Source organism: Pantoea sp. E2023-21 (assembly GCF_051302795.1).
In the GTDB taxonomy this organism is placed as follows: Bacteria; Pseudomonadota; Gammaproteobacteria; order Enterobacterales; family Enterobacteriaceae; genus Pantoea; species Pantoea ludwigii_A.
On sequence record NZ_CP195344.1, the window covers coordinates 2,481,113 to 2,505,324 of the forward strand.

Genomic DNA, 24,212 nt, shown 5'->3' on the forward strand with positions numbered 1-24,212 from the left:
TGAGGAGATTTCCTCGGCGAAAGTCATAAGGGAGTTGATCACTGACTGGGGCGCAATCATGTCATCTTTTTTTTGCGGGAACAACCCGCGGCGGGTAAGGGTTGGGTAAGGGAAAAAAAGGAGTAGTATTACCCCACTTTCCTCAACCAGCCGGAGGCTGCATGTTCAAGGCATTGGTCATTGAAAATGACGAACAGGGCTACCGTACATCTCTGAAAGATCTGTCAGAAAAACAGTTGCCAGATCAGGATGTCACCCTCGAAGTAAGCTACTCCACCCTCAACTACAAAGACGCGCTTGCCATCTGCAATAAAGGCCCGATTGTGCGGCAATTCCCGATGGTGCCGGGCATCGATTTTGTGGGTCGGGTGATCAGCAGTCGCCATGCCGAATGGCAGCAAGACGACGTGGCGCTGCTCACCGGTTGGGGTGTAGGCGAGAAACATTGGGGTGGACTGGCGCAGAAAGCCAGCGTGTCGGGCGACTGGCTGGTGAAAGTCCCCGCCGCACTTAGCCCGCTGCAAACCATGGCGATTGGCACCGCTGGCCTCACCGCCATGTTGTGCGTACTGGCGCTGGAAAAACAGGGCATCACACCTCAGCACGGCCCGGTTTTAGTGACGGGCGCGAGCGGCGGCGTGGGCAGCTTCAGCGTCAGCCTGCTGGCGCGTCTCGGCTATGACGTGGTGGCTTCGAGCGGTCGTGCCAGCGACAGCGATTACCTGATCAACACGCTGGGCGCTACGTCGATTATCGATCGCGCGGAACTGAATGAGCCTGGCAAACCGCTGGCGAAAGAGCGCTGGGCGGCGGCGATTGATAGCGTCGGCAGCCACACGCTGGCCAATGTGCTGGCGGGCATCAAGCGCGATGGCGTGGTAGCCGCGTGCGGCATGGCGCAGGGTTTGGATCTGCCGACCAGCGTCGCGCCGTTCATTCTGCGCGGCGTGATTCTGGCGGGCGTGGATAGCGTGATGTGCGCGAAACCGCTGCGTCAGCAGGCGTGGCAGCGTCTGGCGGAATTGGTGGATGGCGAATTATTGCAGCAGTTAACCAAGGTGATTCCGCTAAGCGCAGCGCGTGAAGGCGCCGAGCAGTTGCTGGCCGGTCAGGTGCGTGGTCGGTTGATTGTTGATTGCCGCTGATGTGTTCGTAGGGTCGCCATTCATGGCGACCTTGTACGCATGAATCGCGGACTGGTGGGCATGAATGCCCACCCTACGAAAACCCAGGCATTGCCATCATGCTCGCAACTGAATCTGCGGCCTGCCCTTTCCCTCCTTTATCACCACATCCAGCTCCGCCTGATACCACCGCGTCAGCGTGTCTTCGTTCATCACTTCCTGCGGTGCGCCCTCTGCCACCAGCTTGCCTTGATGCAGCAGCAGCACGCGATCCGACCACAGCGACGCGAGATTTAGATCGTGCAGCACGGTGCAGACGCTAAAGCGTCCGTTGCGCGTCAGGCGATGCAGCAAACGCAAACTGTGCTGCTGCCAGAACAGATCGAGCGCTGACGTCGGTTCGTCAAGAAACAGCCAACCGCGCGGACCGTCGTCGTGCCATAGCTGCGCCAGCACGCGCGCCAGCTGCACGCGCTGCTGTTCACCGCCGGAGAGCGATCGATAATCGCGCTTTGCCAGTTCAAGACTGCCGGTGAGATGCATCACCTCATCAATTACCGTTTTCGATTGGCTGGCTGGCCACGGCGCGCGGCCCATCGCCACCACGTCGGCAGCGGGCAGCGGAAAACTGACGCTATTTTGCTGACGCATCACCGCGCGGCGCTGCGCCAGCGGTTCGCGCGGCCAGTCGTTTAACGGTCGATCGCCAAGCCAGCATTGGCCGGATTCCGGCATGAGAAACCCGGTCAACAGCCGCAGCAGCGTGGATTTCCCCGCACCGTTCGGGCCGATCAGCGCGACCATTTCGCCAGGCTGCAAGCTCAGTGAAACGTCATCGATTAAAGCGCGTGAGCCGTGGCTGAAGCGCAGGCCACGCGCTTGCAGGCAATCACTCATTCATCCCCCTTGGGCTGGCGCAGAATCAGCCAGAGAAACCACGGGCCGCCCAGCAGGCTGGTTAACAGGCCCACCGGCATTTCCGCCGGAACCACCACCGTGCGCGCCAGTGTATCGGCTAGCAGCAGCAAAATTGCGCCCGCCAGTGCCGAACCGGGCAGCATCCAGCGATGATCGCTGCCGAGACAGAAACGCATCAGGTGCGGCACCACTAAACCGACAAATCCGATAATGCCGCTCACCGCCACGGCGGTACCCACCAGCAAGGCGCTCAGCACCAGCAGCTGACGCTGCGTGCGCTTAACGTCGATGCCCATGTAATGCGCATCCTCTTCACCAAGTTGCAGCAAATTGAGACGACGCGCGCGCAGCTGAATCGCCATCAGCGCCGGCAGAATCAGCACCGCGCACACCGCCAGACTCGGCCACTGTGCCGCACTCAAACTGCCCATGCCCCACAGCGCCAGCTGACGTAGCTGCTGATCGTTACTCAGCCATGACAGCACGCCAACCGCCGCGCCGCACAAGGCATTGATGGCGATGCCGACCAGCAGCAGGCGCGACAAATTGCCTAACGCCATACGGCTAAAACTGAAGATCAGCAGCGTTACCACCAAACTGCCGATAAAGGCGGCAATGCTCGGCAGCCACAGCGCCAGCAGCGGCGGTAAGCCAAGCGGAATGATGATTGAGAGCGCCACCGCTAAACCCGCGCCGCTGCTGATGCCGAGCAAGCCGGGATCGGCCAGTGGATTGCGAAACAATCCCTGCATCACCGCGCCGGATACCGCCAGCGCCATGCCGAGCAGCACAGCCAGCAGCACGCGCGGCAGGCGGATGTTGATCCAAATTTGCCATGTCATATCGCTGAACGGCGCACGCCACAAGGTACGCATGGAAAGTGGCATTGCGCCGAAGTTGGCGGCCAGCAGCATACACATCACCATGCTGATGCCCATCAAACACAACCAGCGCAGCACAGAGGTATTAGTCATGTTTTTCCCCTAAATCATTCAAGGTGCAGGAAGGCAGCAAGTGTGCGCATCCCCAGAAGCTTACATCAGTAAGTGACTGGGGTGAGGACACGCAGCTAACGTGCCTGCGGCTTGAAGTATGACGGGGAAGCGGCTTCGGCGGCGTGACGCAACTTGATGAGAACGCCCGGCGTATCCAGGCCAAAGCTCAGCAGCGCCATTTCATCGACCACCAGCAACGCGCGATGCTGACCGGCCGGCGTCATTGCCAAACCGGGCAGCGCCCACACTTTCTCTTCGCCGCCCAGCGTACGCAGGCCATCTTCACCTACCACGATCAGATCCGGCGCCGCCGCGACCACGCCTTCCTGCGACAGCTGCTGGTAATGCGGCACCGCCGCCATCGCGTTAATCAGACCCGCGCTGCGAATCGCGCCATCCGCGCCGGTTTGTGCGCCCGCCGCCTGGGTGCGCATGCCGCCGTGCGCCATGATAAACAGCACTTTAATCGGCAACGTTTTTTGCGGGATCTGCGCGCGCTGCTTGTTCACTTTTTCGATCAGCGCGGTGGCCTCATCTTCACGATGCAGCGCTTTGCCGATAGTCGCGATTTTTTCTGGAATGGCGTCGAGGCTGTTTTTGCCGGTGACATCCACTACTTTCACGCCAGCTTGTGCCACTTGCTGCAGTACCAGCGACGGTTTTGCCAGCTCGCTACTCAGCACCAGCGTCGGCTTCAGCGCCAGAATCCCTTCGGCATTCAGCTGCCGCATATACCCAACATCCGGCAGCCTATTGGCCTGCGCCGGATGCTGGCTGGTGCTGTCGCGGGCCACCAAATCCTGCTGCGCATCCAGGGCATAGATGATTTGCGTGACATCACCGCCAATCGAGATCACCCGCTCCGCCGCTACAGCGGGGAGCGCCAGCGCACTCAGCAGCAACAGAAGTTTTCTCATGCTGCTCCCTCCAGCGACATCACCTGCTCACGCCAGCGCACCTGCTCCGGTGAGCCTTCGCTGCGCTGACCATACAGCTGCGCGATCTGCGTGCCGTCGGCGGCAAACAGTTCCAGGCTGGTGACGAAGCCGTCGCCGCTCGGTTTACGTGTCACCCAGCTTTCGCTGATGCGATCCGCCATCAAGTGCAGCGTGAAGGTGGGATTGAAGATGTTGATCCAGTTATCCATCGGCATCAGCTTCTGCACCGCGCCGGTGAAGATCTGCGTGCAGCCTCGGTTGCCGATGAAAATCATGATTTCGTTGCCATCCTGCTGCGCCAGATCCAGCAGCTGCGCCAGAGAGTCATTGCTCACCTGACGCGCCAGATCGTCCGGCACCGCGCGAAACGCCTGCGGGCGCGAAAGGTTGTGGCGCTTCAACAGACCAAAAAACTGATGCACATCGGTGATGGCACGCCATTCGGCTTCCACTTTACTGGCATCAATCACACTGCTGTATTGCGGCACGCTGGCGGGCTGCGGATCTAACGCCGCGGCATTATCCACCACGAATTCGGTAAGCAGCGCATCCCAGGCAGCCATATCGGTGTTATCGGTGGTGTAGATTTTCAGCACCGCATCAGCGTGGCGATCAAAAATCTGGATGCTTTGACGTTCACCGTGGGCGCTCTGCTCACGCAGGAAGAACGCGCTGTGCCACTGATTGGGGAACAGACGCTGATCGAGCGCGCGTGGGTTGAGAATCAGCCCGGCATGTTCGCCAAGGTGCAGATTTTCATATTTGCCCAGCTGCTCGTGGACCGCATATTCATTACGGGTGATGCTTTTGGTTTCACCCACCGCCGCCAGTGCTGCCAGCAGCGCCGGGAAATTGGTTTTTAACGCCTTTGCATCCTGGCCAATACGCGCTTCACACAGCTGCGCTTCGCCAATGCCCATTAACGCCGCCAGATCGCGCGCGTACTTTTTCGGATGTTCGCCTTTCAGCGCCAGATAGTGATCGTAACGTGGGTTCATTGCCTTGCTCCGTGAAAATGCCCTGCGCTGCCGCAGGGCGAAAAGGGATTAGAAATCGACGTTCACACCCAACTGGAAGGTGCGGCCTGGCATCACCGCCAGGTTGATGTCGTTGCGTTCCTGGGCATTGCTGCTGGTCAGCGTGCGGCTGCTGGTGTAGTCCCAGTATTTGCGGTCGGTAATGTTGTAGATGCCGCCGCTCAACTTGACGTTTTTCGTCGCCTGCCAATACGCCGTGGCATCCACCATGCCGTAACCCGGTACGCGCATATATTCTGCGGTGGAATCGGTAATTGCCGTGCCGCTGTTGGTGTAGCTTTCGCGGTTGGTCGCCGTGGCCTGCTTGCCTTTCACGAAGGTGGCGGTGAGCGCTGCGCCGTAGCCGCGTGCTTTGTCATCCCACGCCAGACCAACAATCGCTTTCAATGGTGCGACGCTATCAAGATCGATGTACTTGTCACCGGCGTAGCTGGACTTCGATTTCCCTTCGTTATAGCCCAGCGCAAAGGTGCTGCTCAGACCATCGACCTGCGGGAACCAGGTGCCGTAATTCACTTTGGTGGTGATCTCAGCACCATAAATGTAGGCCTTATCGCGGTTTTCAGCCTGATAGCTGGTGTAGATGTTGCTCGGTACGTTGACGAACATCTCCGGATTGGTGGCGCGACGATAGCGAGTGTAAGCGATGAAGTTTTTGTACTGGTTGTAAAACACCGAGGTGTTCACCGTTACGCCTTCGGTCGCCTGCCCTTTCAGGCCCCACTCGACGTTGTTGCTGGTTTCAGTTTTCAGATCGGTGTTCCCAATCAACGCATACTGCCCGCTCCCGGCATAGCTGGAGCCGAGATTCCATGAACCGTACAGCTGGCTGGTGGTGGGGAACTGCACGCCGCGTTTGTATTGCAGATAGGTGGTCAACGCTGGCGTTATGTCGTACTGGAAGGTCAGCGATGGCAGCACCTGCGTGTCGGAATTGGTTTTGCCGTACAACGCTTCGACCTGCTCTTCGGTCAGCACCGTGCTACCGGTGGTAAGATCACCCAGATCCTTCGGCTTAGTGCTTTGATACATCACGCGCACGCCGGGAATGATCGCGAAGTTGTGGCTATCCAGATCGAAGTTGATCTTATCCTGCAGATAACCGGCCACGGCAAATGTGCGACTGTCTGACTGTGGCTGCGTAATGGCGCTGAAGGTGCTTGGCGCTGGCGCCTGACGGAACGGACGCTCGCTGTTATCCAGGCGCGCGTTAACACCGGCACTCAGCTCATGACGACCAAGCGTTTTGGTGCCGCGCGTATCGAAGCCGTAGGTATCGACGTTGAAATCGGAGTAGACAAAGCCATACTGGCTGGCGCTGGTCGGTAGCCAGGTATTGTCATGCGCCTGGGTTTGCTGCCAGTAAAGGCGCGTGGTCAGCGTATCGATGAAGTCGTTATATGGCGTCCACTCATCCGCCAGATTGATGCCCCAGCGGCGCGTATCACTCTGCTGCTGCGCAGTGCCCCACACGGTATTGCCGCTGGTGTCCCAGGTATCGTAATGGCTGTGATTGGTTTTGTGATAGTAATCGAAAGTGGCGCTCAGCTTGTGCTGATCGTTGGGCTGCCAGATGCCGGAGGTCATAAAGGCATCGGAGTGCCAGTTAGCCGGATAGGCGTCTTTTACATCGCTGTTGTTGCGGGTTTCCTGGCCATCGCGACGGCTGTAAACAAACAGGCCGCGCAGCTCATCATCGCCAGCGGCGGCGGTGATGCCGTTGTGCCAGCTACGATTTGAGGAGTCGTAATCGCTCTGATAACCGAAGTAGGTATTTTTGTCGCTGGTAAGATAATCGTCGGCGGTTTTGTTGTGGAACGAGACGTTACCGCCGATGGAGGTATTCGGCTGATCCACCGCCGTGGCGCCCTTCTCGATATCGACGCTGCCGAACATGTAGGGATCGATGTAATCGCGGCCAATACCAAAGGTGTTGTTGCCGGTGCGGCTGACGTAAGGACGTCCGGTGGCATCCGGAATCGGAATGCCGTCGATATCCATCCCAACGCGATTACTCTCCAGACCACGAATGTTGTAACCAGTGTAACCCGCGCGGTCGAAGCCGCTTTTCCCGGCAGACGAACCGCCGCTGGAACCGGTGGCGCTGATTAACGGCTCATAACGCATGATCGAACCGAAATCGTTCGCACCGCGTTTTTGCAGTTCTTGTGCGGTAATAGTGGTTTTATTGCCGGCCTGCTGCTTCGGCGCGGTAACGGTGAGAACCGGTTCGTCGCTGGCGGCAAAGCTGCAGGCGGCATGAATCGCCGCAGACAAAATGGCAACGTTGAAAAGGCGTGGCTGATTTAATCCCTGAAAGAGTGAAGACATGCGCGAAATACCTGGTTAATTGTTAGTATTCGCTCACTTGCTTGCTGCCGGAAAGTACGGGCTTTGTTGAAAAGACCGTAAAAAGTTATGGACTTAATTTATGTAATAAATAATTTCGACAGAAATGTAATGCAATTGGTAATCATTATCAATAGCATTTACACTAAGATGTATCTTAGACAGCACATTTTGTTAACTTGTTTATAATCAATAATTAAGCAGAGACACCTATGACACAGAAACCCGCCATCACCATTCACTACTGTACTCAATGCAACTGGCTGCTACGTTCTGCGTGGATGGCGCAGGAGTTACTGCATACCTTTGCCGAGGATTTAAGTGCGGTAACGCTTAAGCCAGGCACCGGCGGCGTGTTTGAGATCCAGATTGATGGGCTGGTGATTTGGGAGCGTAAGCAGGAAGGCGGATTCCCGGATGCGGCCGCGTTGAAGCAGCGCGTGCGCGATGTTTGCTGGCCGGATCGGGTGCTGGGACATGTGGATAAGAAGAAGAGCTGATTGCGCACCCTGCAACAGAACGGTCGCCATGAATGGCGACCCTACGGGCGATCATTTAACTTTTGGCGATTTTCTCCGCCGCTTCGTGCAGCGCGTTGATCACGATCGCCAGCGCCTCATCCGAAATATCTTCCTGTGCCAGACGATGATTCAGCGAGTGTTTGATCAGGTGAATCGCCTGCTCAACCTGCGGGATGCTGCGGTTATTTACCAGAATCGCCAGCGAGGTTAATCGCTCGATAATTGCGTCCACATTGTCACGATTTTCTGCCAGCAGCGCCGATCCGCTGTCATTCAGCGCATAGGCTTTACGCGATGCCTGCGCATCGACCACGCGAATCGCATCCATCTCTTCGAGCAACGTCAAATTGGGATAAATAATGCCGGGACTTGGGGAGTATTCCCCTTTGGAGAGTTCTTCAACCGATTTGATCAGCTCATAACCATGTGCAGAATTGTTCGCCAGAAAATGTAGCATTAACAGGCGGATATCGCTGGCATCCAGCATTCGCTCCCGACGCTTCTTGCGTGCGCCTGCACAGACGGTACGCGGTGCGTGATCGGACTGCGATGGAAAATCCCGCTGCTGTTTCATTGCCTTCCTGAGCATCAATTAAGGGAGGTTGATAGTAGTCCGCCGCCTGGCAAAATTCAACACAGGCGGCAGCGCGCAGGTGGAGGGGTTATTTTTGATGCCAATACGCCACAGCACGAACGTAATCGCTATCTGCACCGCGTCCCTGGGTGAAGTAATCGCTCAGCAATTTCACCGCTTCGCCCTCGCCGGTCAACCAGATGAAGTATTCATTAGCGGGCAGCGCGATCTTATCCAGCTGCGCCGTTATTGGCGCAAGGTTCGCGGCCTGCAAGGCACCGCTGCCCAACCAGCTCACCTGCACATCGGGCAGATCGGGCAGATCGGGCAGATCACCGAGATAATCGCGGCCGGTGGCTTCATCTGCACAGGCTAACAGATGAATTTCTTGCGCCTGCATTTCGGCATAACGACGTTTAAAGGCCGGTAAGCCGGTTTCATCGCAGACATAAATCTGGCAGGCATAATCAACGGGCACGATAAGCGAACCGCGTGGGCCGCCCATGACAATTTGATCACCTACGCTGGCTTCGTTTGCCCAACTGCTGGCAACGCCGCCATCGTGGAGGTAGAAATCGATGGTCAGGGAATCTACGCCGTTAAATTCCAGCGGCGTGTAATCACGCGCGGCAGGACGGACGCCGCCCGGCCATACGATGCCTTCATCAGTCATCTGCGGCAGCGCCAATGTTTTGCCCGGACTTTCCGGGAAAAACACTTTGATGTGATCGTCAAACGACGGCGAGTTGAAGCCCGCCAGATCGCTGCCGTTGAAAACAATGCGCCAGAATTCACCGGCAATCAGCGTCTTGCTGACCACGGTGATATGGCGAAAACGCAGTTCATTGCGCACACGGCGTGGCGCGCGTTCGGAAGGGTTAGTTTGCAAGTGGTGTCTCCCTAAAAGATAGTGAAAGTCATTCTCATCTGATGGGGCAAGAATAGTTATGATATATCTTCGATGCAATGCCGAAAAATGCTATTAGGAGATTGTGGCGATGGAAAAATCTGTGCGATCCGCAAGTGGTCGCCATAAATGGCGCCCCTACGGGTTTTGTAGGGTGCGCATTTATGCGCACCGTTTACATGGACGCACGGAATTTGAGACATGGCTAATCGCACCTGGCAATGCAACAGGCGTAAAGATTTTCATAGGGAAGCTCATCCTGCCGGACATCAGGCACGAGCAGTGCGACCGGCAAGCGAGATTAAAGCGCAGAAATATTAAGCCTGATGATTGCCGCAGTTAACAAAACTGCCATCATCCTGGCTATGTTTCGGCAGCACATTGTCGCCAAGGATTTCACGCTGTGCGCAATGTGTTTGATGCGGATGCAGTCCGCCCGGCGGTGAAAAAGGTTCAGCCATCTGTGCACTTGCCAGCGAAGAAAACGCTACAAGCGCTGTCATGAGAAACAACGGTAGAAGTCGCATAATTTTTTTTGTCTATTCACTATAGCGGCCCGGAATGGACCAGAAATGCAGGTGATTATCCAGCCTGATGTGTGGCGGCTGGTGATTTACGCGGCCAATCAGGTTTCGATGGAGAATTTTACGCCTATTACGGCATTGAGTTTATAAAATCGTGCGGTTTGTCACGGTTTACCGCACGAATTATGCATTACTTATCCGCCACCGGGATATAGAACGTCCCTTGCAGCAGATCTGGCGTACTGTATTTCAGATCCAGCTTAAGCAAATCCTTGCCCGGACGACGTGCCACACCCAACGCGGGCAAGTGGTTGTAGTAGATTTCAGCAGTGAAGGCGTTGATCTCTTCCGGCGTACCGTGCCAGTCAATCTCAGCATACAAGCCGCTTTCGCCGGTCCAATTCTGCACGTTACGTGGCAACATATCGGCGTACTGACTTTCCAGCGCCTGGAACAGGCTGATGTGCTGCTGATCGGCCGAGTGCAAACCCGGACTAAACTGGAAACCCAGCCAGCCGCAGCTGACATGTTGACCGGCAAAAGCGATGAAATCGCGCGTATGCTGCGCCACCACATGATGATGATGATCAATGTATTCGCCGAAGCGGCATTCCCACTCAATCACTTCACCACACAGCTGAATCTCCGGCTTTTGCGCCAGACGCGCATTGACCCATTCACGCTGGGTGGAAATGCGGCTGTGGAAATCCTTCATCAACATCTCCGGAATGCGGCGGTAGGCGCCCGGCGTCATCGAGAAGTGACTTTTAAACACGCGTGTAAAATTTTGCTGATTATCAAAACCAAAACGCACGGCAATATCGATCAGCGGCATGCTGGTCAGACGCAGCGCCATCGCCGCCATGGTCAGACGACGTTTGCGCGTGTAGGACGCCAGCGTTTGTCCGGTCATCTCTTTGAACATGCGCTGCATGTGCCACTTGGAGTAACCGGATTTCAGGGTGATCAGATCGATGTTGAGCTCATCGGTCAGGTTCGCTTCTATCCAGTCCACCAGATCGATGATGTATTGTTTTTTCAGATTCAGGCTGAGCATGATTTTGATGGTCGAATGAAGTGGTTAACGTAATGAATATGCGTTATTAGTCACATAAATATAACAAAAACGTATTACTAACGTAAGGAAGAGTAAACGTAGCGCAGCGGGAAAAGCATTAATTGCTTAGGTTACTAATGTTTTTTGGGGCTTGGGAATAAAAAAAGGTCGCCATGAATGGCGACCCTACGATGCGTATCGACGAGGGGAGATTCTTAATGCGAACGCATGCCCGCCGCCGTCATCATCATACGAAACAGTGATGCCACCACACCGAGTGCCAGCACGCTTGCGCCGTAAATGACCACCAGCCACATCACCTGCTTCCACCACGGAATCTTAGTTTCAGTGTGAGTTTTCATGTTGCTGACCTCGGTTTTCATATCAATGGTATCCTTCGTCGGCTTTGATTTTTCCGCGGAACACGTAGTAACTCCAGAAGGTGTAACCCAGAATCACCGGAATAATCAGCAAGCCGCCCACCAGCATAAATGCCTGGCTGCTCGCCGGAGACGCGGCCTGCCAGATGGTGATTGACGGTGGAATGATGTTCGGCCAGATGCTGATGCCCAAGCCCGAGAAGCCAAGGAAAATCAGCGCCAGCGTCAGGATGAACGGCGAGTAATGCGCTTCACGTTTAATGGCGCGCACAATGCCCCACGAACACAACACCACCAGCACCGGAACCGGCAGGAACCAGAACAGGTTCGGACGCGAGAACCAGCGCTGCGCGATATCCGCGTGCGTCAATGGCGTCCAGATACTGATAATGCCCACCACCAGCAGCAGCGTCAGCGTCAACGGCGTAGCCAGCGCAGACATCTTACGGTGCAGATCGTGTTCAGTTTTCATGATAAGCCAGGTACATCCCAGCAGCGCATACGCAATGACCAGGCCGACGCCGCAGAACAGCGGGAACGGCGCTAACCAGCTCATCGCCGAACCGGCATATTCACGACCCACCACCGGGAAACCATTCAGGATGGCGCCAACGGCCACGCCCTGACTGAAGGTCGCCAGCAGTGAACCGGCAATAAACGATTTATCCCAGAACGCGCGGTGCTCCAGCGTAGCTTTAAAGCGGAACTCAAAGGCCACGCCACGGAAGATCAGGCCAATCAACATCGCGGTTAAGGGAATTGACAGCGCATCCAGCAGCACCGAGTACGCCAGCGGGAACGCGCCATACAGCGCCGCCCCGCCCAGTACCAACCAGGTTTCGTTGCCATCCCACACCGGCGCAACGGTGTTGACCATCATGTCGCGCTCGATGGGATCTTTGTTAAATGGCAACAACAAGCCAATCCCAAGATCGAAGCCATCCATCACGATGTACATCAAAGTGCCGAAGACGATGATGGCAAACCAGATAATTGAAAAATCGATCATCTTAGTGCTCCCCACTCTTTTCGCTATGGGTCTTCGCCGCTGACAACGGACGCGCAGGCGTGTGATGCTGGCCTGGACCACCGTGATCAACTTCTTTACCTTCGCCCGTTACCGGACCTTCTTTAATCAGACGCATCATGTAGAGGTAACCGACACCAAACACAGATGAGTAGACCAGAATGAACGCCAGCAGGCTGATGCTCATGTGCATATCGCCATGCGCTGACACCGCATCAATGGTGCGCTGCACGCCATACACTACCCACGGTTGACGGCCAATTTCGGTAGTAAACCAACCGGCCAGAATCGCGATTAAACCTGATGGGCCCATCAGCAGGGTGAACCACAGGAATGGACGCGAGTGATACAAGCGACCTTTGAAGCGCAGCCACAAAGAAACCACGCCAAGCGTAATCATCAGCAGGCCCAGCGCCACCATCACGCGGAATGACCAGAAGATGATGGTTGAGTTCGGACGGTCTTCTTTCGGGAAGCTCTTCAGCGCAGGGATCTGTTTTTCCAGGCTGTGCGTCAGAATCAGGCTGCCGAGGTAGGGAATTTCCAGCGCGTACTTGGTGCGCTCCTGATCCATATCCGGCACACCGAACAGAATCAGCGGCGAGGCTTCACCCGGCTTGTTTTCCCAGTGGCCTTCAATCGCCGCGATTTTCGCCGGCTGATGCTCAAGCGTGTTGAGGCCGTGCGCATCACCGATCATCGCCTGAATCGGTGCCACAATCAGCGCCATCCACAGCGCCATTGAGAACATCTTACGAATCGCGGGATTGTCGTTGCCGCGCAGCAGATGCCACGCGCCCGATGCGCCAACAAAGAAGGCGCTGGCCAGGAAGGCACCGACCGACATGTGGAACAAGCGATAAGGGAAGGAAGGGTTGAAGATGATTTTCAGCCAATCTTCCGGCACCACGATGCCGTTCTGGATGATGTAGCCCTGCGGCGTATGCATCCAGCTGTTAGACGCCAGAATCCAGAAAGTAGAGAAAATGGTGCCGAGCGCCACCATGCAGGTTGCGAAGAAGTGCAAGCCTGGGCCGACGCGGTTCCAGCCAAACAGCATCACGCCGAGGAAGCCCGCTTCGAGGAAGAAGGCGGTTAACACTTCATAGGTGAGCAGCGGGCCGGTAATACTGCCAGCAAACTGTGAGAAACCGCTCCAGTTAGTCCCGAACTGGTATGCCATCACCAAACCGGATACCACGCCCATACCGAAGTTAACGGCGAAAGCTTTCGACCAGAAATGGTAGAGATCGCGATAGGTCTCGTTACGGGTTTTCAGCCACATCCCTTCAAGCACCGCCAGGAAACTGGCGAGACCGATGGTGATGGCTGGAAAGATAATATGGAAGGAAACAGTAAAGGCGAACTGAATCCTGGCCAGATGAAAGGCGTCTAATCCAAACATTGCTTACCTCATTGCCACAAATTACACCGAAATTATTACTTATATTTAACAAGCAGAACCCAGCGTGATATTTCACTGTGCTTAAAGAAATGTCGCATCACTGTAAAAGGAAGTGATGCAAACGAAAATAAACAGTGGGAATGGGTAAAACTATAACAGTGTTTTTTGATTTCGATCATTGTTTTCAATAGAAACTAATACTTTAAAATCACCACCTTAAGGTTAAACACCCTCATTTATTGTGACATTATTGTTATTATTTTTAACGTGTTATCGCTATGCTTATCAGGTAACCGCTTCATTTATTTATTTTTTAGTGCGCCAAAAAAAGGGTTTATTTCTTCTCCGGAACTTAAGCATGTAAATATTTCCGGACAATACGCCATGATCTTAATTGTTAATTAAAAGATAAAGAATTTAGAACAAAAAGATATATTGCTGCTGCTTATTAGTGACGTGATGTAAAGCCCGCGGCGTTAACTTACTGCTGCATGGCATTTGCCAGCAGCCACAAGCTGTGCTTTTTTAGAGCAGTAATCAACCAGTTAAACAGCGAAGGAGAGGTTATGGCCCGTCTTACTGCACAGGATTTCCCTCAGGAACTGCTCGAGCTTTACGATTACTACGCCCACGGCAAAATCAGCAAACGCGAATTTATCTCAATGGCGGCAAAATTCACCATTGCCGGTATGACGGGCGCCACGCTGCTTAGCGCCATGAGCCCCAACTATGCGCTGGCACAGCAGGTGGAATTCACCGATCCGGCCATCAAACCCGAATACATTCATTATCCGTCCCCGCAAGGTCACGGCGAGGTGCGCGGTTATCTGGTCCGACCGGCCAATGCGTCAGGCAACGTGCCTGCGGTGGTGGTGGTCCACGAGAATCGTGGCCTCAATCCTTATATTGAAGATGTGGCACGACGCGTAGCCAAAGCCGGTTATATTGCGCTGGCACCAGATGGCCTGAGCTCGCTCGGCGGTTATCCCGGCAACGACGAGGAAGGCAAGGTGATGCAGGCCAAAGTCGATCCCACCAAGCTGATGAACGACTTCTTTGCCGCGATCGATTTCCTGATGCATCACGAAGAAAGCACCGGCAAAGTCGGCATCACCGGCTTCTGCTACGGCGGCGGCGTGGCCAACGCGGCGGCCGTAGCCTTTCCCGATCTCGCCTGCGCGGTACCGTTTTATGGTCGTCAGCCCAAAGCCGAAGATGTGCCGCGCATTAAAGCGCCGCTGCTGCTGCACTACGCCGCGCTGGATAAAGGCATCAACGAAGGTTGGCCCGCCTATGAAGAGGCGCTGAAAGCCAACCATAAAATCTATGAAGGCTATGTGTACCCGGGCGTGAATCATGGCTTCCATAATGATTCGACGCCGCGCTATGACAAAGCCGCCGCCGAGTTAGCCTGGAGCCGCACGCTGGGCTGGTTTGAGAAGTATTTGCACGCGTAGCCTGGTGATCGCCGTGTCGTAGGGTCGCCATTCATGGCGACCGCTTCAATGCGCTGGCTTTAAAATCCGATGCACATTGCTCTCCAGCCAATCCGCCAGCCCGGTCACCTGCCCTTCCACTTCGCGGCCTAATGACGTCAAACGGTACTCAACGTGCGGCGGCACCACCTCATAGGCAATCCGCTCAACAAAACCATCCTCTTCCATATAACGCAGCGTCTGCGCCAACATACGTTCGCTGACGCCGCCAATCTTGCGACGCAGCTCGCTAAAGCGCAGGGTTTCTTCGCGCAGCGCCAGCAAAATCAGTACGCTCCAGCGACTGGTGATGCGCTTCAGCACTTCGCGTGAGGGGCAATTAACGTTAAGCAACTCGCCGCGCGTAAATTTTTCACTCAACTTTTCAGACATTTAATTATCTTCCCCCAAACTAACAAATCTGTAAGTACTTACTATAAGTTAGCTTATCCCGTAGGCTGTTTCCATACCCGTTCACAAGGAAAACATCATGATTGCAATTACAGGTGCCACTGGCCAACTGGGCCGCTTAGTGATTAACGCATTACTGAAAAAAGTGCCGGCCAGCGAAGTGATTGCCGCCGTGCGTTCGCCGGAGAAAGCGGTCGATCTGCAAGCGCTGGGCATTACGCTACGTGCAGCGGATTACGGCAAACCGGAAACGCTGCAAAGTGCCTTTGCCGGCGTCGATAAACTGCTACTGATCTCCTCCAGTGAAGTCGGCCAGCGTGAAGCGCAGCACAAGGCGGTGATTGATGCGGCAAAAGCCGCCGGCGTGGGCTTTATCGCCTACACCAGCTTGCTGCACGCCGATACTTCGCCGTTGGGTTTAGGCGTTGAACATCGTGCGACTGAAGCGCAGCTAAAAGCCTCTGGCATTCCATTCGCGCTGCTGCGTAACGGCTGGTACACCGAAAACTACGCGGCGAGTATTGCGCCCGCGCTGGCGCATCATGCCTTTATTGGCGCGGTGGGCGAAGGTCGTATCGCTTCAGCGGCGCGCATTGACTATGCCGACGCCGCGGCAGAAGTGATCAGCCGTGACGATCAGGCTGGCAAAGTGTATGAACTGGCTGGCGACGACAGCTACACGCTGGCGCAGTTTAGCGCCGAGATTGCTAAACAGTCGGGCGAGCCCGTGGAATACATCAACCTGCCGCAGGCCGAGTTTGCCGCCGCGCTGAAAGGTGCCGGTTTGCCGGATGGATTATCGGATATGCTGGCGGATTCGGATGCAGGCGCTGAAAAAGGTGGATTGTTCGATGAGAGTCACACGCTGAGTCAACTGATTGGCCGCCCTACTACACCGTATGCAGAGGTGATTAAGGCTGCGTTGCAGAAGTAGCGTAAACAGGTCGGCATCAATGCCGACCCTACGCGATTTTGTAGGGTTGGCATTGATGCCAACCTTGTTAATCACCGCTGCGTTTGCCATAAATTGATCAAGCCATCTCGCCCTTTTTTGCACAAATTTTAGCGATTTTCTTAAATACAGATAAATCTGTGCGGTTATTTAAACATCCATCCTAAAAGCCGCTTTCATTTCCTGAAATATAGCCCGTTGTAATCGCTGAAAAATCATAAAAACCCGCGATCCATCGACATGATTTATTACGTTCATAGATAAATCGCATTGTTGTTTCGCCCGTTCAGAGCTCTATAATTTGTTCTTTACGCATTCAAGAATTTACCAGGAGGCTGCTATTAATACTAACCAACAGCAATATAACGCTTTCGAGGATCGACGCGCTGATGCTGAACTGGAGTATCAATATAATCCTCACGAGTTCGTTCGCGAAGGTATGCAGGATTCGGAGCCTGAACCCGAGCTGATCGAGGGTTTGCCCGCGCCGGATGCGCTGACGCCTGCCGATCGCTACATGGAACTGTTTGAGCAGGTGCAGACATCGCACATATTTGCCGACAGCAAAACGTTCCCGGACTGCGCACCAAAATTCGATCCGCTGGATATTTTAATCCGCTTTCGTCGTCGCAAACGCGCCGCGGATTTCGATCTGGAAAAATTCGTGCATGAACATTTTTATTCACCGCAGGTGAATGAGAGTTTTTATGTATCCAATCCGGATAAAACCTTAACCGAACACATTGATGATCTGTGGCCGGTATTAACTAAAATGCCGCAGCAACATTTAGCGCACTCATCGCTGCTGCCATTGCCAAAACCCTACGTGGTGCCTGGTGGCCGATTCGGAGAAACCTATTATTGGGACTCCTACTTTAGCATGCTCGGCCTCGCCGATGCGGGACGCGACGATCTGCTGCGCCACATGGCGGATAACTTCGCCTGGCTGATTGATAATTACGGTCACGTGCCGAACGGCAACCGTACTTACTATCTCAGCCGTTCGCAGCCACCGGTGTTTGCGCTGATGGTTGAACTGTTTGAAGAGGATGGCATTCGCGGCGCGAAACGCTACCTCGATCAGTTGATGAAAGAGTATCAGTTCTGGATGGACGGCGCGGGCGAGCTGATGCCGCATCAGGCTTATCGCCACGTGGTGCGCATGCCAGATGGTTCGCTGCTGAACCGTTACTGGGACGATCGCGATACGCCGCGCGATGAGTCGTGGCTGGAAGATATTGAGACCGCGAAGAAATCGGGTCGTCCGGCGAACGAGGTTTATCGTGATCTGCGTGCCGGTGCCGCATCGGGCTGGGATTACTCATCACGCTGGCTGCGCGATCCGCAGCGTCTGGCGAGTATCCGCACCACGCAATTTATTCCGATCGATCTCAACGCGTTCCTCTACAAACTGGAACTGATGATTTCGACGCTATCTCACGCCAAAGGCGAAGAGCTGACGGCGCTGGCGTGGCAGAAAAAAGCCGATGCGCGTAAGCAGGCGATTCATCGCTATCTGTGGGACAACACCGCCGGGGTGTACCGTGATTACGACTGGCGCCGCGAGCGCTTTGGCGCATTCACTGCCGCTGCGGTGGTGCCGCTGTTCCTCGGCCTCGCATCACCAGAGCAGGCGCACTTGCAGGCCGTTGCGCTGCGTCATCTGTTACTGACGCAGGGTGGCCTGTTAACGTCAATGGTGGAGAGCGGCGAGCAGTGGGATAAACCCAATGCCTGGGCTCCGCTGCAGTGGATGGCGGTCGTGGGTTTGAATCACTATGGTGAAGAGACGCTGGCGACAGAAATTGCCGTCAACTGGCTGAATACGGTAAACAATTTCTATTCACTGCACCATAAGCTGGTGGAGAAGTACGATATCAGCGGCGATCGCGCCCGTCCGGGCGGCGGGGGTGAATATCCGTTGCAGGACGGCTTTGGCTGGACCAACGGTGTCACCCGTCGGTTAATGACGATGTACGGGCATTTGCTGGCAGATTGATTGAGCAGCGGTGCGCATTAAAGCGCACCGCAGGGTCGCCATTGGTGGCGTAATGCTCGTCAGTTAAGCGCCGTATCACATCGCCGCACCTTCCGTAGCGGCACAATTTATCGCGCAATGAATTGCGCCGCTACAATGTGTGCACTCGGCAATTCGAACCGCAGGGATGCGGTGAGAGGCGGCGCTGAGCAGGAGCGAATCGCCGCCGGTCCGTCAGGAATCGTGAGCGAGTGAAGGCACCGCGTAGCGGCGGTTTAGGGGCAGCTATCAGTGTCTGCCCGGTGATGCCTGAAGGGCGACCTGACGGTAACCATGAATCAACCCGCCAGACCAAAACCTTGTTTACCGTTCTTCTTAATCTGATACATCGCTTCATCAGCTCGCGTCAGCGCCTCATCAAAGCTGTCGCGATCCTGCACTTGGGCGATACCAATCGATGCACCAATCTGCGCGTGGCCATTATCAATATCAAATGGCGTCAGCGCCGCATCCAGCACCGCCTGCATCATAATCCGCACTTTTGGATAGTCGATCAGGAACGGCATCAGCAGTACAAACTCATCGCCACCCAAACGGCCAATCACCACATTGGGCGGCACGGCGTCGGTAATGCGCTGACTGAGCTGAATCAACACTTCATCACCGCTGCGGTGGCCCAGCGTATCGTTAACGTGCTTAAAGTTATCGAGATCGATAAACGCCACACACAGCGGCCCCAGCGCTTTCATTTTGCTGAACTGCGTCTGCAGTGCATGGCGGTTGGTGAGGCCAGTGAGCGGATCGTGATGTGCCAGAGAAGAGAGCTGTGCTTCATACTGCTTCTCTTTGGTCATATCGATATGCGTGCCGGTCACCTTGATCGGATTCCCTGCGGCATCCCATTCGGTGACGCGTCCGCGATCCAGCACCCACGTAATCTTGTCGTTCTTGCCGAGCATACGGTGCAGCGCTTCGTAATAAGGCGCTCGCCCCTCAATATGATCATAAAACGCCTTCAGCACTTCGTCCGCATCATCGGGATGCAGGCGTTCACGCCACACGTCGAACTGCGCTTTGGTCTCTTTTGGCTGGAAACCCAGCATTGAGCCCCAGCGGCGGTTAAAAATCACCAGCTTGCCGCTGGGAATATCCAGCTGCCACAAACACAGCCCGGTTCCATCCAGCGCGGCACTCAGCTTATTTCGCGCGTCATGCGCTATACGCTTTAATCGCGCATTGTGCTTTTTCAGGTTCTGGATCTGCTGACGCAGCGCTTCTTCTGACATGGTTAGCTGATGGAGAGGAAATAAGCGCTATTTTGCCTGCCTGGACGTTGCTGTAAATAAAACAAATGAAAAGCCGATTAGACGCGGTAAATTGCAGCGACTTCAGAAGTTACGTCGAAAGTTTCCAGAAAAAACAGCTGACTAAACTTAATTAAGTTCCCACTTTTAGTAAACCTCACGCGGCAATCTAAGAAAATTCTTAATTCCGTTTAATAACTGCTGCGCTTCGTGCCGCTGTGAAGGGGCATCGGATACAGGTATTGAGGAGTGAGAACGGGTTTATGGGTAAACGCATTTTAGGCATGATCTTGCTAATGGGCTGGTGCTTTTCCGCCTGCAGCGCCACCACATTAACCTTCACGCCGCGTTATGGCCTGGTTTCTCCGGGCGTCACCCTCAAGCCGGAAAGCCAGCGCTGGCTGGCGCGTCATGCCGTGTTACGCGTCGGCGTGTGGAGCCACTCGTTACCGCCCTACTCGGTTGAATTTGAAAAAGATACGTTCGAAGGTCTCTCTGCCGATTACCTCGATATCGTCGCGAAAACGCTGAATCTGCCAGTGGAAATCAAACGTTATGCTACCCGCCTGGAACTGGTTGAGGCGTTAAATAATAAGCAGGTCGATATAATTCCCTACTATCCACAGGCGGCCAATCACGAGAGCAAGCTGGCACTGAGTATCCCTTATTCGCTGGCACAAAGTGTGTTAATTAGCCGTCGCCAGGCAAAATTTGATCGCGAGCTGAAAGATAGCCGCTTTCGACTGATGTATTACGGCGATGATGAACTTAAGTCATTGTTAGAAAAGCGTTATCCCGACGCAACTTTAGCCCCCGCCTCGCCGCCACTCTGGGCTTATACCGATACCGCGCTGAGTGAAAACACCGTGTTCTGGAGTAATACCGCCACCCAGCGTTATTTATCGCAGCGCGGATTACAGAATGTTATTGAAGGCCACAGCACGCCGTACGTAAATGATGTAGATGCGCGTTTTGCCGCGCGCGCCGACAACGAAGCGCTGATCGAGACCATCAATGAAATACTCCGCAATATTCCGCTGCGTAATGCCGTGCAAATCGCCGAAGCATGGGGCCTTGATTATCAATCGGTGGTGAAGAACCATCCGCTCGATCTCAGCGATGAAGAAGCCCGCTGGCTGGAACAGCATCGCGATATCACCCTGAATTATGATCCCACGCATCTGCCCTTTACCTTTTTGGATGGCAAACAGCGCATCACCGGACTGAGCGTCGATCTGCTTAAGCTGATTTCGCAGCGCACCGGCATCCGCTTTCACTACAACCCCATTCAGGGGTTGAGCAACATGCGCGATGCGCTGGTGAATCAACGTGATGCCCTGATCGTGGTGAGCGATGGCGCGTCGCCGCAAAGTGAACACATCCGTTTTACCCGCACCTATATCTATTCGCCTTGGGTGGTGATGACGCGCAAAGAGAGTTCCTGGCGCAGTTTTGATGAGATGGCCGGCAAACGTATCGGCATTTACGAACGTTCGTATTACCGTTTTGACCTGCGTCAGCGCTGGCCAAAAGCCCATTTTATGGAAAAAGTGGTCTCGATTGATGCACTCGGGCAGTTGCAGGATGAGCAAGTGGACGGTTTTATCGTGCCGTACGAATCCGCGCAGTATTTGCTGAATAATCACTTTAACGATCGCTTCAAAGTGGCGTTTGTTGCCCCTTTGCCGATGTTTCGCATGGCAATGGCAGCCAATGCCGCCGATGTGCACTTGATCGCCATCCTGAACAAAGCGCTGTCCGATATTCCGCAACCGACTATGCAGTCGCTGATGGAGCGCTGGATAAAATATACGCCACCCGCTACCAGCACCTCATGGCAAAGCTTCCGCAGTTACGGCTTGCGCATCGTGGCGGGTGCGGCCATTTGCCTGCTGTTTTTCCTGTGGCGCAACCATCTGCTGAAATCCTCACTGGCCAAACAGCGCCAGCATGAAAAAGAGATCAGCAACCAGCTGCACTATATCGAAACCCTGCTGGAGGATGTGCGCAAGGCCAAACGTGCAGCGCTGCGATCCAGCGAGGCGAAAAGCACCTTCCTGTCGCACATGAGCCATGAAATTCGCACCCCGCTGGCGGCGCTGATTGGCCTGCTGGAAATTGAGCATTTAGGCCAAAGCGATGCGGCGCAGCGGCAGAAGAATATCGATCTGGCGTGGGAATCGTCGCGTTCGCTGCTGTCGCTGGTGGGCGATATTCTTGATCTGGCGAAAATCGAATCCGGTCACTTCAGCATTCGCCATATGCCGATGTCGCTCAGCGATGTGGTGTACGACACCGAAGCGCTGTTCCGTCAGGTAGCGCATAACAAAGGCCTGGCGCTCACGGTGATGCTGGATATCGAACAGGACAGCGTGCTGTTTGATCCGGTGGCGCTGAAGCAGATCCTGGCAAACCTGGTGAGCAATGCCATTAAGTTCACCGCGCAGGGCGAAGTGGAAGTGGCGCTGTATCAGGCCGACAGCAGCAAAGCCGAGTATGTGCTGGAGGTGTGTGACAGCGGCATTGGCTTAACGCCTGGGCAGCAACAGGCGATCTTTGAACCCTTTATACAGGTTGAACAAAGCACCAACCGCGTCAGCGGCACCGGGCTGGGCCTCAATATTTGTCGCCGCCTGGCGGTGATGCTGGGAACCGAGCTGCACGTCGAGAGCGAACCCGATGTCGGCAGCGTATTTATGCTGCGTTTTAGCGCGCCCGCCGCCACGCTCAGCGATATCCAGCCTGAGCGACAACCGCTGGAGGAGATCGCGCAGGTGTCATTAAGAATGTTGATTGTGGATGACAACGCCACCAATCGACAGCTGTTAGCGCAGCAGCTGCGTTACGCTGGCCACCATGTGCTGGTGGCGGATGGCGGTGAAGCGGCATTGTCTCTGTGGCGTGAACACGAGGTCGACCGCGTCATCACGGATTGCAATATGCCGGCTATGGATGGCTTCGAACTCACTCGCCAGCTGCGGATTGAAGAGAAATTGCTTAATCGCCGTCGCGTACCGATTTATGGCCTCACGGCGATGGCAGAGGAGCGCGTAGCACAGCTCGCTACGCAGGCCGGTATGGACGGCTGCCTGTTCAAACCGCTGGAGCGCGCGCAGCTGTTGCAGGTGGTGACCGGCAGCGCCAGCGGCGGCACGCGTAATGAAACGCTGCTAACGCTGGAAAATCTGGCGGCCAACGATCCGCAAGCCTGGCGCGATCTGGTGACCACCGCGCAGCAACAGAACGCGCGCGATCTCGCCCAGCTGCAATTGGCGGTTGATAGCGACGATTTCGCCAGCGCGCGCCACGCCGCACACCAACTGCTCGGCAGCGCCAAACTGCTGCGCGCCGACGCCCTACAACAGTGCTGTCTCGCCGCCGAGCAGGCAGCCGAACAACAGCAGCGTGCCCTCCTGCAGCAACTGATGCCTGCGGTCGTCGCGGCCGTCGTCGAGCTGGAAGCGCTGTTCCAGCATGCACTGGACAATAATCCCCATAATGAGGTGAAACCATGAAAGAATCTGCAATCTGGCAGGTTGCCGTATTAGACGATCATCCTTTGATCGGTAAAGCGATTCAATATCGACTGGCGCAGGAAGACGCGCTGGATCTCGCCGGTGCCTTTTCGCAGCGTCAGCAGCTGATGGCTTTTTTACAACGCCAATCGGTCGATGTACTGGTGCTTGACTACATGCTCGGTGAGGAGGAACTCGACGGTTTGCAGATGGTGAAACAGCTGCGCGTTCGTTATCCCGAGATGAAAATTCTGGTCTCTTCTGCGGTGGAGAAACCGGCGATAGTGCAACTCCTGCTTAAAGCGGGCGTGCATGGCTTTGTCGGCAAAAGCGAAGACCAGGAAGTGTTAATTGCCGCGCTGCATCAGGTTTGTCGCAATAAGCGTTTTCTCACCGCGGATATGCTGTTGGAGATGGATAAATTCCAGGAAAGCGACCGTGAAATGCATGACTACCTGATGCCACGACAAATGGGCGATGAGATTACGCTGCTGATGCGCGAGCTCAGTCCGCGCGAAATCGAAGTGATTCGCTGCTATCTGGACGGATTGAGCATCACACAGATTGCCGGCAAATATGCGCGCAGCCGCAAAACCATCAGCGGACAGAAACAGACCGCGCTGCGCAAGCTGGGCCTGCGTTCTGATTTGGAGCTGTTTAAGTACAAAGAGCATTTCAGCGTGTTGGTGCAGCATCATTAAGCGTCATCGCAGTGGATAAATTGTGTTCTGTGACGCGGATCAAAGCTTAATCGCCGAGCCGCGCTGTCATGATGTTTACTAGAATGGTAGTTTATCAGTTATCACAGACACGATAACGGT

General features: G+C 54.9%; 22 protein-coding genes. 8 read left to right on the forward strand and 14 right to left on the reverse strand.

Translation table 11 applies throughout. The features are described 5' to 3' along the window. Nucleotides 1-161: 161 nt before the first annotated feature. Nucleotides 162-1,145: an acrylyl-CoA reductase (NADPH) gene (gene acuI / locus ACRQ84_RS11545; protein ID WP_483816120.1), complete on the forward strand. Its 984-nt coding sequence runs from the start codon at nucleotides 162-164 to the stop codon at nucleotides 1,143-1,145. A 96-nt stretch (nucleotides 1,146-1,241) separates the two neighbouring features. Here the strand turns inward: acuI and ACRQ84_RS11550 are convergent, their stop codons facing one another. The 5 genes from ACRQ84_RS11550 to ACRQ84_RS11570 all read right to left on the reverse strand — a co-directional run bounded on the left by ACRQ84_RS11550 (nucleotide 1,242) and on the right by ACRQ84_RS11570 (nucleotide 7,343). Further along, on the reverse strand, nucleotides 1,242-2,021 hold the full coding sequence (locus ACRQ84_RS11550; protein ID WP_483816121.1) for a heme ABC transporter ATP-binding protein: 780 nt from the start codon (nucleotides 2,019-2,021) through the stop codon (nucleotides 1,242-1,244). Next, complete coding sequence (locus tag ACRQ84_RS11555) at nucleotides 2,018-3,016, reverse strand: FecCD family ABC transporter permease (protein ID WP_483816122.1); 999 nt, start codon at nucleotides 3,014-3,016, stop codon at nucleotides 2,018-2,020. Before ACRQ84_RS11555 ends, ACRQ84_RS11550 begins: the two co-directional genes overlap by 4 nt. A 95-nt stretch (nucleotides 3,017-3,111) precedes the next feature. Further along, nucleotides 3,112-3,954, reverse strand: coding sequence for a heme/hemin ABC transporter substrate-binding protein (locus ACRQ84_RS11560; protein ID WP_483816123.1), 843 nt, complete (start codon nucleotides 3,952-3,954; stop codon nucleotides 3,112-3,114). Continuing rightward, nucleotides 3,951-4,973, reverse strand: a complete 1,023-nt coding sequence (locus ACRQ84_RS11565; protein WP_483816124.1) for a hemin-degrading factor — start codon at nucleotides 4,971-4,973, stop codon at nucleotides 3,951-3,953. Before ACRQ84_RS11565 ends, ACRQ84_RS11560 begins: the two co-directional genes overlap by 4 nt. Nucleotides 4,974-5,021: 48 nt before the next feature. Next, nucleotides 5,022-7,343, reverse strand: coding sequence for a TonB-dependent receptor domain-containing protein (locus tag ACRQ84_RS11570; protein ID WP_483816125.1), 2,322 nt, complete (start codon nucleotides 7,341-7,343; stop codon nucleotides 5,022-5,024). A gap of 230 nt (nucleotides 7,344-7,573) precedes the next feature. On the opposite strand from ACRQ84_RS11570, the gene ACRQ84_RS11575 reads away from it, so the two are divergent. After that, the gene (locus ACRQ84_RS11575; RefSeq protein ID WP_483816126.1) at nucleotides 7,574-7,861 is read left to right on the forward strand and encodes an Rdx family protein; all 288 of its coding nucleotides are present in this window, start codon (nucleotides 7,574-7,576) and stop codon (nucleotides 7,859-7,861) included. A gap of 55 nt (nucleotides 7,862-7,916) precedes the next feature. On the opposite strand, the gene ACRQ84_RS11580 is transcribed toward ACRQ84_RS11575, so the two are convergent. The 3 genes from ACRQ84_RS11580 to ACRQ84_RS11590 all read right to left on the reverse strand — a co-directional run bounded on the left by ACRQ84_RS11580 (nucleotide 7,917) and on the right by ACRQ84_RS11590 (nucleotide 9,824). Next, on the reverse strand, nucleotides 7,917-8,456 hold the full coding sequence (locus ACRQ84_RS11580; protein ID WP_064738590.1) for a PadR family transcriptional regulator: 540 nt from the start codon (nucleotides 8,454-8,456) through the stop codon (nucleotides 7,917-7,919). Between the two features lie 88 nt (nucleotides 8,457-8,544). Continuing rightward, the gene (locus ACRQ84_RS11585) at nucleotides 8,545-9,345 is read right to left on the reverse strand and encodes a siderophore-interacting protein (protein WP_483816127.1); all 801 of its coding nucleotides are present in this window, start codon (nucleotides 9,343-9,345) and stop codon (nucleotides 8,545-8,547) included. A gap of 335 nt (nucleotides 9,346-9,680) precedes the next feature. Further along, entirely contained in the window at nucleotides 9,681-9,824 is a 144-nt protein-coding gene (locus tag ACRQ84_RS11590) for a hypothetical protein (RefSeq protein WP_231102700.1), read from the reverse strand. On the opposite strand from ACRQ84_RS11590, the gene ACRQ84_RS11595 reads away from it, so the two are divergent. Next, complete coding sequence (locus ACRQ84_RS11595; RefSeq protein ID WP_483817917.1) at nucleotides 9,825-9,881, forward strand: SEC-C metal-binding domain-containing protein; 57 nt, start codon at nucleotides 9,825-9,827, stop codon at nucleotides 9,879-9,881. It abuts the gene before it with no gap. 196 nt (nucleotides 9,882-10,077) lie between these two features. Here ACRQ84_RS11595 and ACRQ84_RS11600 read toward each other — a convergent pair whose 3' ends face one another. From ACRQ84_RS11600 to ACRQ84_RS11615, 4 genes are all read right to left on the reverse strand, one after another. Then, nucleotides 10,078-10,944 (reverse strand): helix-turn-helix domain-containing protein, encoded by an 867-nt coding sequence (locus ACRQ84_RS11600; RefSeq protein ID WP_483816128.1) that lies wholly within the window; start codon nucleotides 10,942-10,944, stop codon nucleotides 10,078-10,080. A 215-nt stretch (nucleotides 10,945-11,159) separates the two neighbouring features. Next, nucleotides 11,160-11,327 (reverse strand): DUF2474 domain-containing protein, encoded by a 168-nt coding sequence (locus tag ACRQ84_RS11605; protein WP_073991652.1) that lies wholly within the window; start codon nucleotides 11,325-11,327, stop codon nucleotides 11,160-11,162. A gap of 1 nt (nucleotide 11,328) precedes the next feature. Next, the gene (gene cydB, locus ACRQ84_RS11610; RefSeq protein ID WP_064738586.1) at nucleotides 11,329-12,333 is read right to left on the reverse strand and encodes a cytochrome d ubiquinol oxidase subunit II; all 1,005 of its coding nucleotides are present in this window, start codon (nucleotides 12,331-12,333) and stop codon (nucleotides 11,329-11,331) included. Between the two features lies 1 nt (nucleotide 12,334). Then, entirely contained in the window at nucleotides 12,335-13,756 is a 1,422-nt protein-coding gene (locus ACRQ84_RS11615; protein WP_064738585.1) for a cytochrome ubiquinol oxidase subunit I, read from the reverse strand. A gap of 566 nt (nucleotides 13,757-14,322) precedes the next feature. Here ACRQ84_RS11615 and yghX point away from each other — a divergent pair. Continuing rightward, a complete protein-coding gene (gene yghX, locus ACRQ84_RS11620; protein ID WP_064738584.1) occupies nucleotides 14,323-15,213 on the forward strand; it encodes a YghX family hydrolase in 891 nt (296 codons plus the stop codon). A gap of 45 nt (nucleotides 15,214-15,258) precedes the next feature. Here the strand turns inward: yghX and ACRQ84_RS11625 are convergent, their stop codons facing one another. Then, complete coding sequence (locus ACRQ84_RS11625) at nucleotides 15,259-15,624, reverse strand: winged helix-turn-helix transcriptional regulator (protein WP_483816129.1); 366 nt, start codon at nucleotides 15,622-15,624, stop codon at nucleotides 15,259-15,261. 97 nt (nucleotides 15,625-15,721) lie between these two features. Here ACRQ84_RS11625 and ACRQ84_RS11630 point away from each other — a divergent pair, with 97 nt between their 5' ends. Beyond that, nucleotides 15,722-16,576, forward strand: coding sequence for an SDR family oxidoreductase (locus ACRQ84_RS11630; protein WP_483816130.1), 855 nt, complete (start codon nucleotides 15,722-15,724; stop codon nucleotides 16,574-16,576). A 358-nt stretch (nucleotides 16,577-16,934) separates the two neighbouring features. After that, complete coding sequence (gene treF, locus ACRQ84_RS11635) at nucleotides 16,935-18,593, forward strand: alpha,alpha-trehalase TreF (RefSeq protein ID WP_064738645.1); 1,659 nt, start codon at nucleotides 16,935-16,937, stop codon at nucleotides 18,591-18,593. 317 nt (nucleotides 18,594-18,910) lie between these two features. Here the strand turns inward: treF and ACRQ84_RS11640 are convergent, their stop codons facing one another. Beyond that, nucleotides 18,911-19,858, reverse strand: a complete 948-nt coding sequence (locus ACRQ84_RS11640) for a diguanylate cyclase domain-containing protein (protein WP_483816131.1) — start codon at nucleotides 19,856-19,858, stop codon at nucleotides 18,911-18,913. 281 nt (nucleotides 19,859-20,139) lie between these two features. Here ACRQ84_RS11640 and ACRQ84_RS11645 point away from each other — a divergent pair, with 281 nt between their 5' ends. Together ACRQ84_RS11645 and ACRQ84_RS11650 are read left to right on the forward strand one after the other, a co-directional pair. Next, nucleotides 20,140-23,391, forward strand: coding sequence for a transporter substrate-binding domain-containing protein (locus ACRQ84_RS11645; protein WP_483816132.1), 3,252 nt, complete (start codon nucleotides 20,140-20,142; stop codon nucleotides 23,389-23,391). Beyond that, nucleotides 23,388-24,092 carry a response regulator gene (locus tag ACRQ84_RS11650; protein WP_483816133.1) on the forward strand — a complete coding sequence of 235 codons (705 nt, stop codon included), beginning with the start codon at nucleotides 23,388-23,390 and terminating at the stop codon, nucleotides 24,090-24,092. The genes ACRQ84_RS11645 and ACRQ84_RS11650 overlap by 4 nt, the downstream gene beginning before the upstream one ends. Nucleotides 24,093-24,212: the final 120 nt, after the last annotated feature.

Bases quoted from the DNA above. Each gene is read 5' to 3' on its own strand.
- acuI (WP_483816120.1), top strand. From the start codon at position 162: ATGTTCAAGGCATTGGTCATTGAAAATGACGAACAGGGCTACCGTACA.
- ACRQ84_RS11550 (WP_483816121.1), bottom strand. From the start codon at position 2,021: ATGAGTGATTGCCTGCAAGCGCGTGGCCTGCGCTTCAGCCACGGCTCA.
- ACRQ84_RS11555 (WP_483816122.1), bottom strand. From the start codon at position 3,016: ATGACTAATACCTCTGTGCTGCGCTGGTTGTGTTTGATGGGCATCAGC.
- ACRQ84_RS11560 (WP_483816123.1), bottom strand. From the start codon at position 3,954: ATGAGAAAACTTCTGTTGCTGCTGAGTGCGCTGGCGCTCCCCGCTGTA.
- ACRQ84_RS11565 (WP_483816124.1), bottom strand. From the start codon at position 4,973: ATGAACCCACGTTACGATCACTATCTGGCGCTGAAAGGCGAACATCCG.
- ACRQ84_RS11570 (WP_483816125.1), bottom strand. From the start codon at position 7,343: ATGTCTTCACTCTTTCAGGGATTAAATCAGCCACGCCTTTTCAACGTT.
- ACRQ84_RS11575 (WP_483816126.1), top strand. From the start codon at position 7,574: ATGACACAGAAACCCGCCATCACCATTCACTACTGTACTCAATGCAAC.
- ACRQ84_RS11580 (WP_064738590.1), bottom strand. From the start codon at position 8,456: ATGAAACAGCAGCGGGATTTTCCATCGCAGTCCGATCACGCACCGCGT.
- ACRQ84_RS11590 (WP_231102700.1), bottom strand. From the start codon at position 9,824: ATGGCTGAACCTTTTTCACCGCCGGGCGGACTGCATCCGCATCAAACA.
- ACRQ84_RS11600 (WP_483816128.1), bottom strand. From the start codon at position 10,944: ATGCTCAGCCTGAATCTGAAAAAACAATACATCATCGATCTGGTGGAC.
- ACRQ84_RS11605 (WP_073991652.1), bottom strand. From the start codon at position 11,327: ATGAAAACCGAGGTCAGCAACATGAAAACTCACACTGAAACTAAGATT.
- cydB (WP_064738586.1), bottom strand. From the start codon at position 12,333: ATGATCGATTTTTCAATTATCTGGTTTGCCATCATCGTCTTCGGCACT.
- ACRQ84_RS11615 (WP_064738585.1), bottom strand. From the start codon at position 13,756: ATGTTTGGATTAGACGCCTTTCATCTGGCCAGGATTCAGTTCGCCTTT.
- yghX (WP_064738584.1), top strand. From the start codon at position 14,323: ATGGCCCGTCTTACTGCACAGGATTTCCCTCAGGAACTGCTCGAGCTT.
- ACRQ84_RS11625 (WP_483816129.1), bottom strand. From the start codon at position 15,624: ATGTCTGAAAAGTTGAGTGAAAAATTTACGCGCGGCGAGTTGCTTAAC.
- ACRQ84_RS11630 (WP_483816130.1), top strand. From the start codon at position 15,722: ATGATTGCAATTACAGGTGCCACTGGCCAACTGGGCCGCTTAGTGATT.
- ACRQ84_RS11640 (WP_483816131.1), bottom strand. From the start codon at position 19,858: ATGTCAGAAGAAGCGCTGCGTCAGCAGATCCAGAACCTGAAAAAGCAC.
- ACRQ84_RS11645 (WP_483816132.1), top strand. From the start codon at position 20,140: ATGGGTAAACGCATTTTAGGCATGATCTTGCTAATGGGCTGGTGCTTT.
- ACRQ84_RS11650 (WP_483816133.1), top strand. From the start codon at position 23,388: ATGAAAGAATCTGCAATCTGGCAGGTTGCCGTATTAGACGATCATCCT.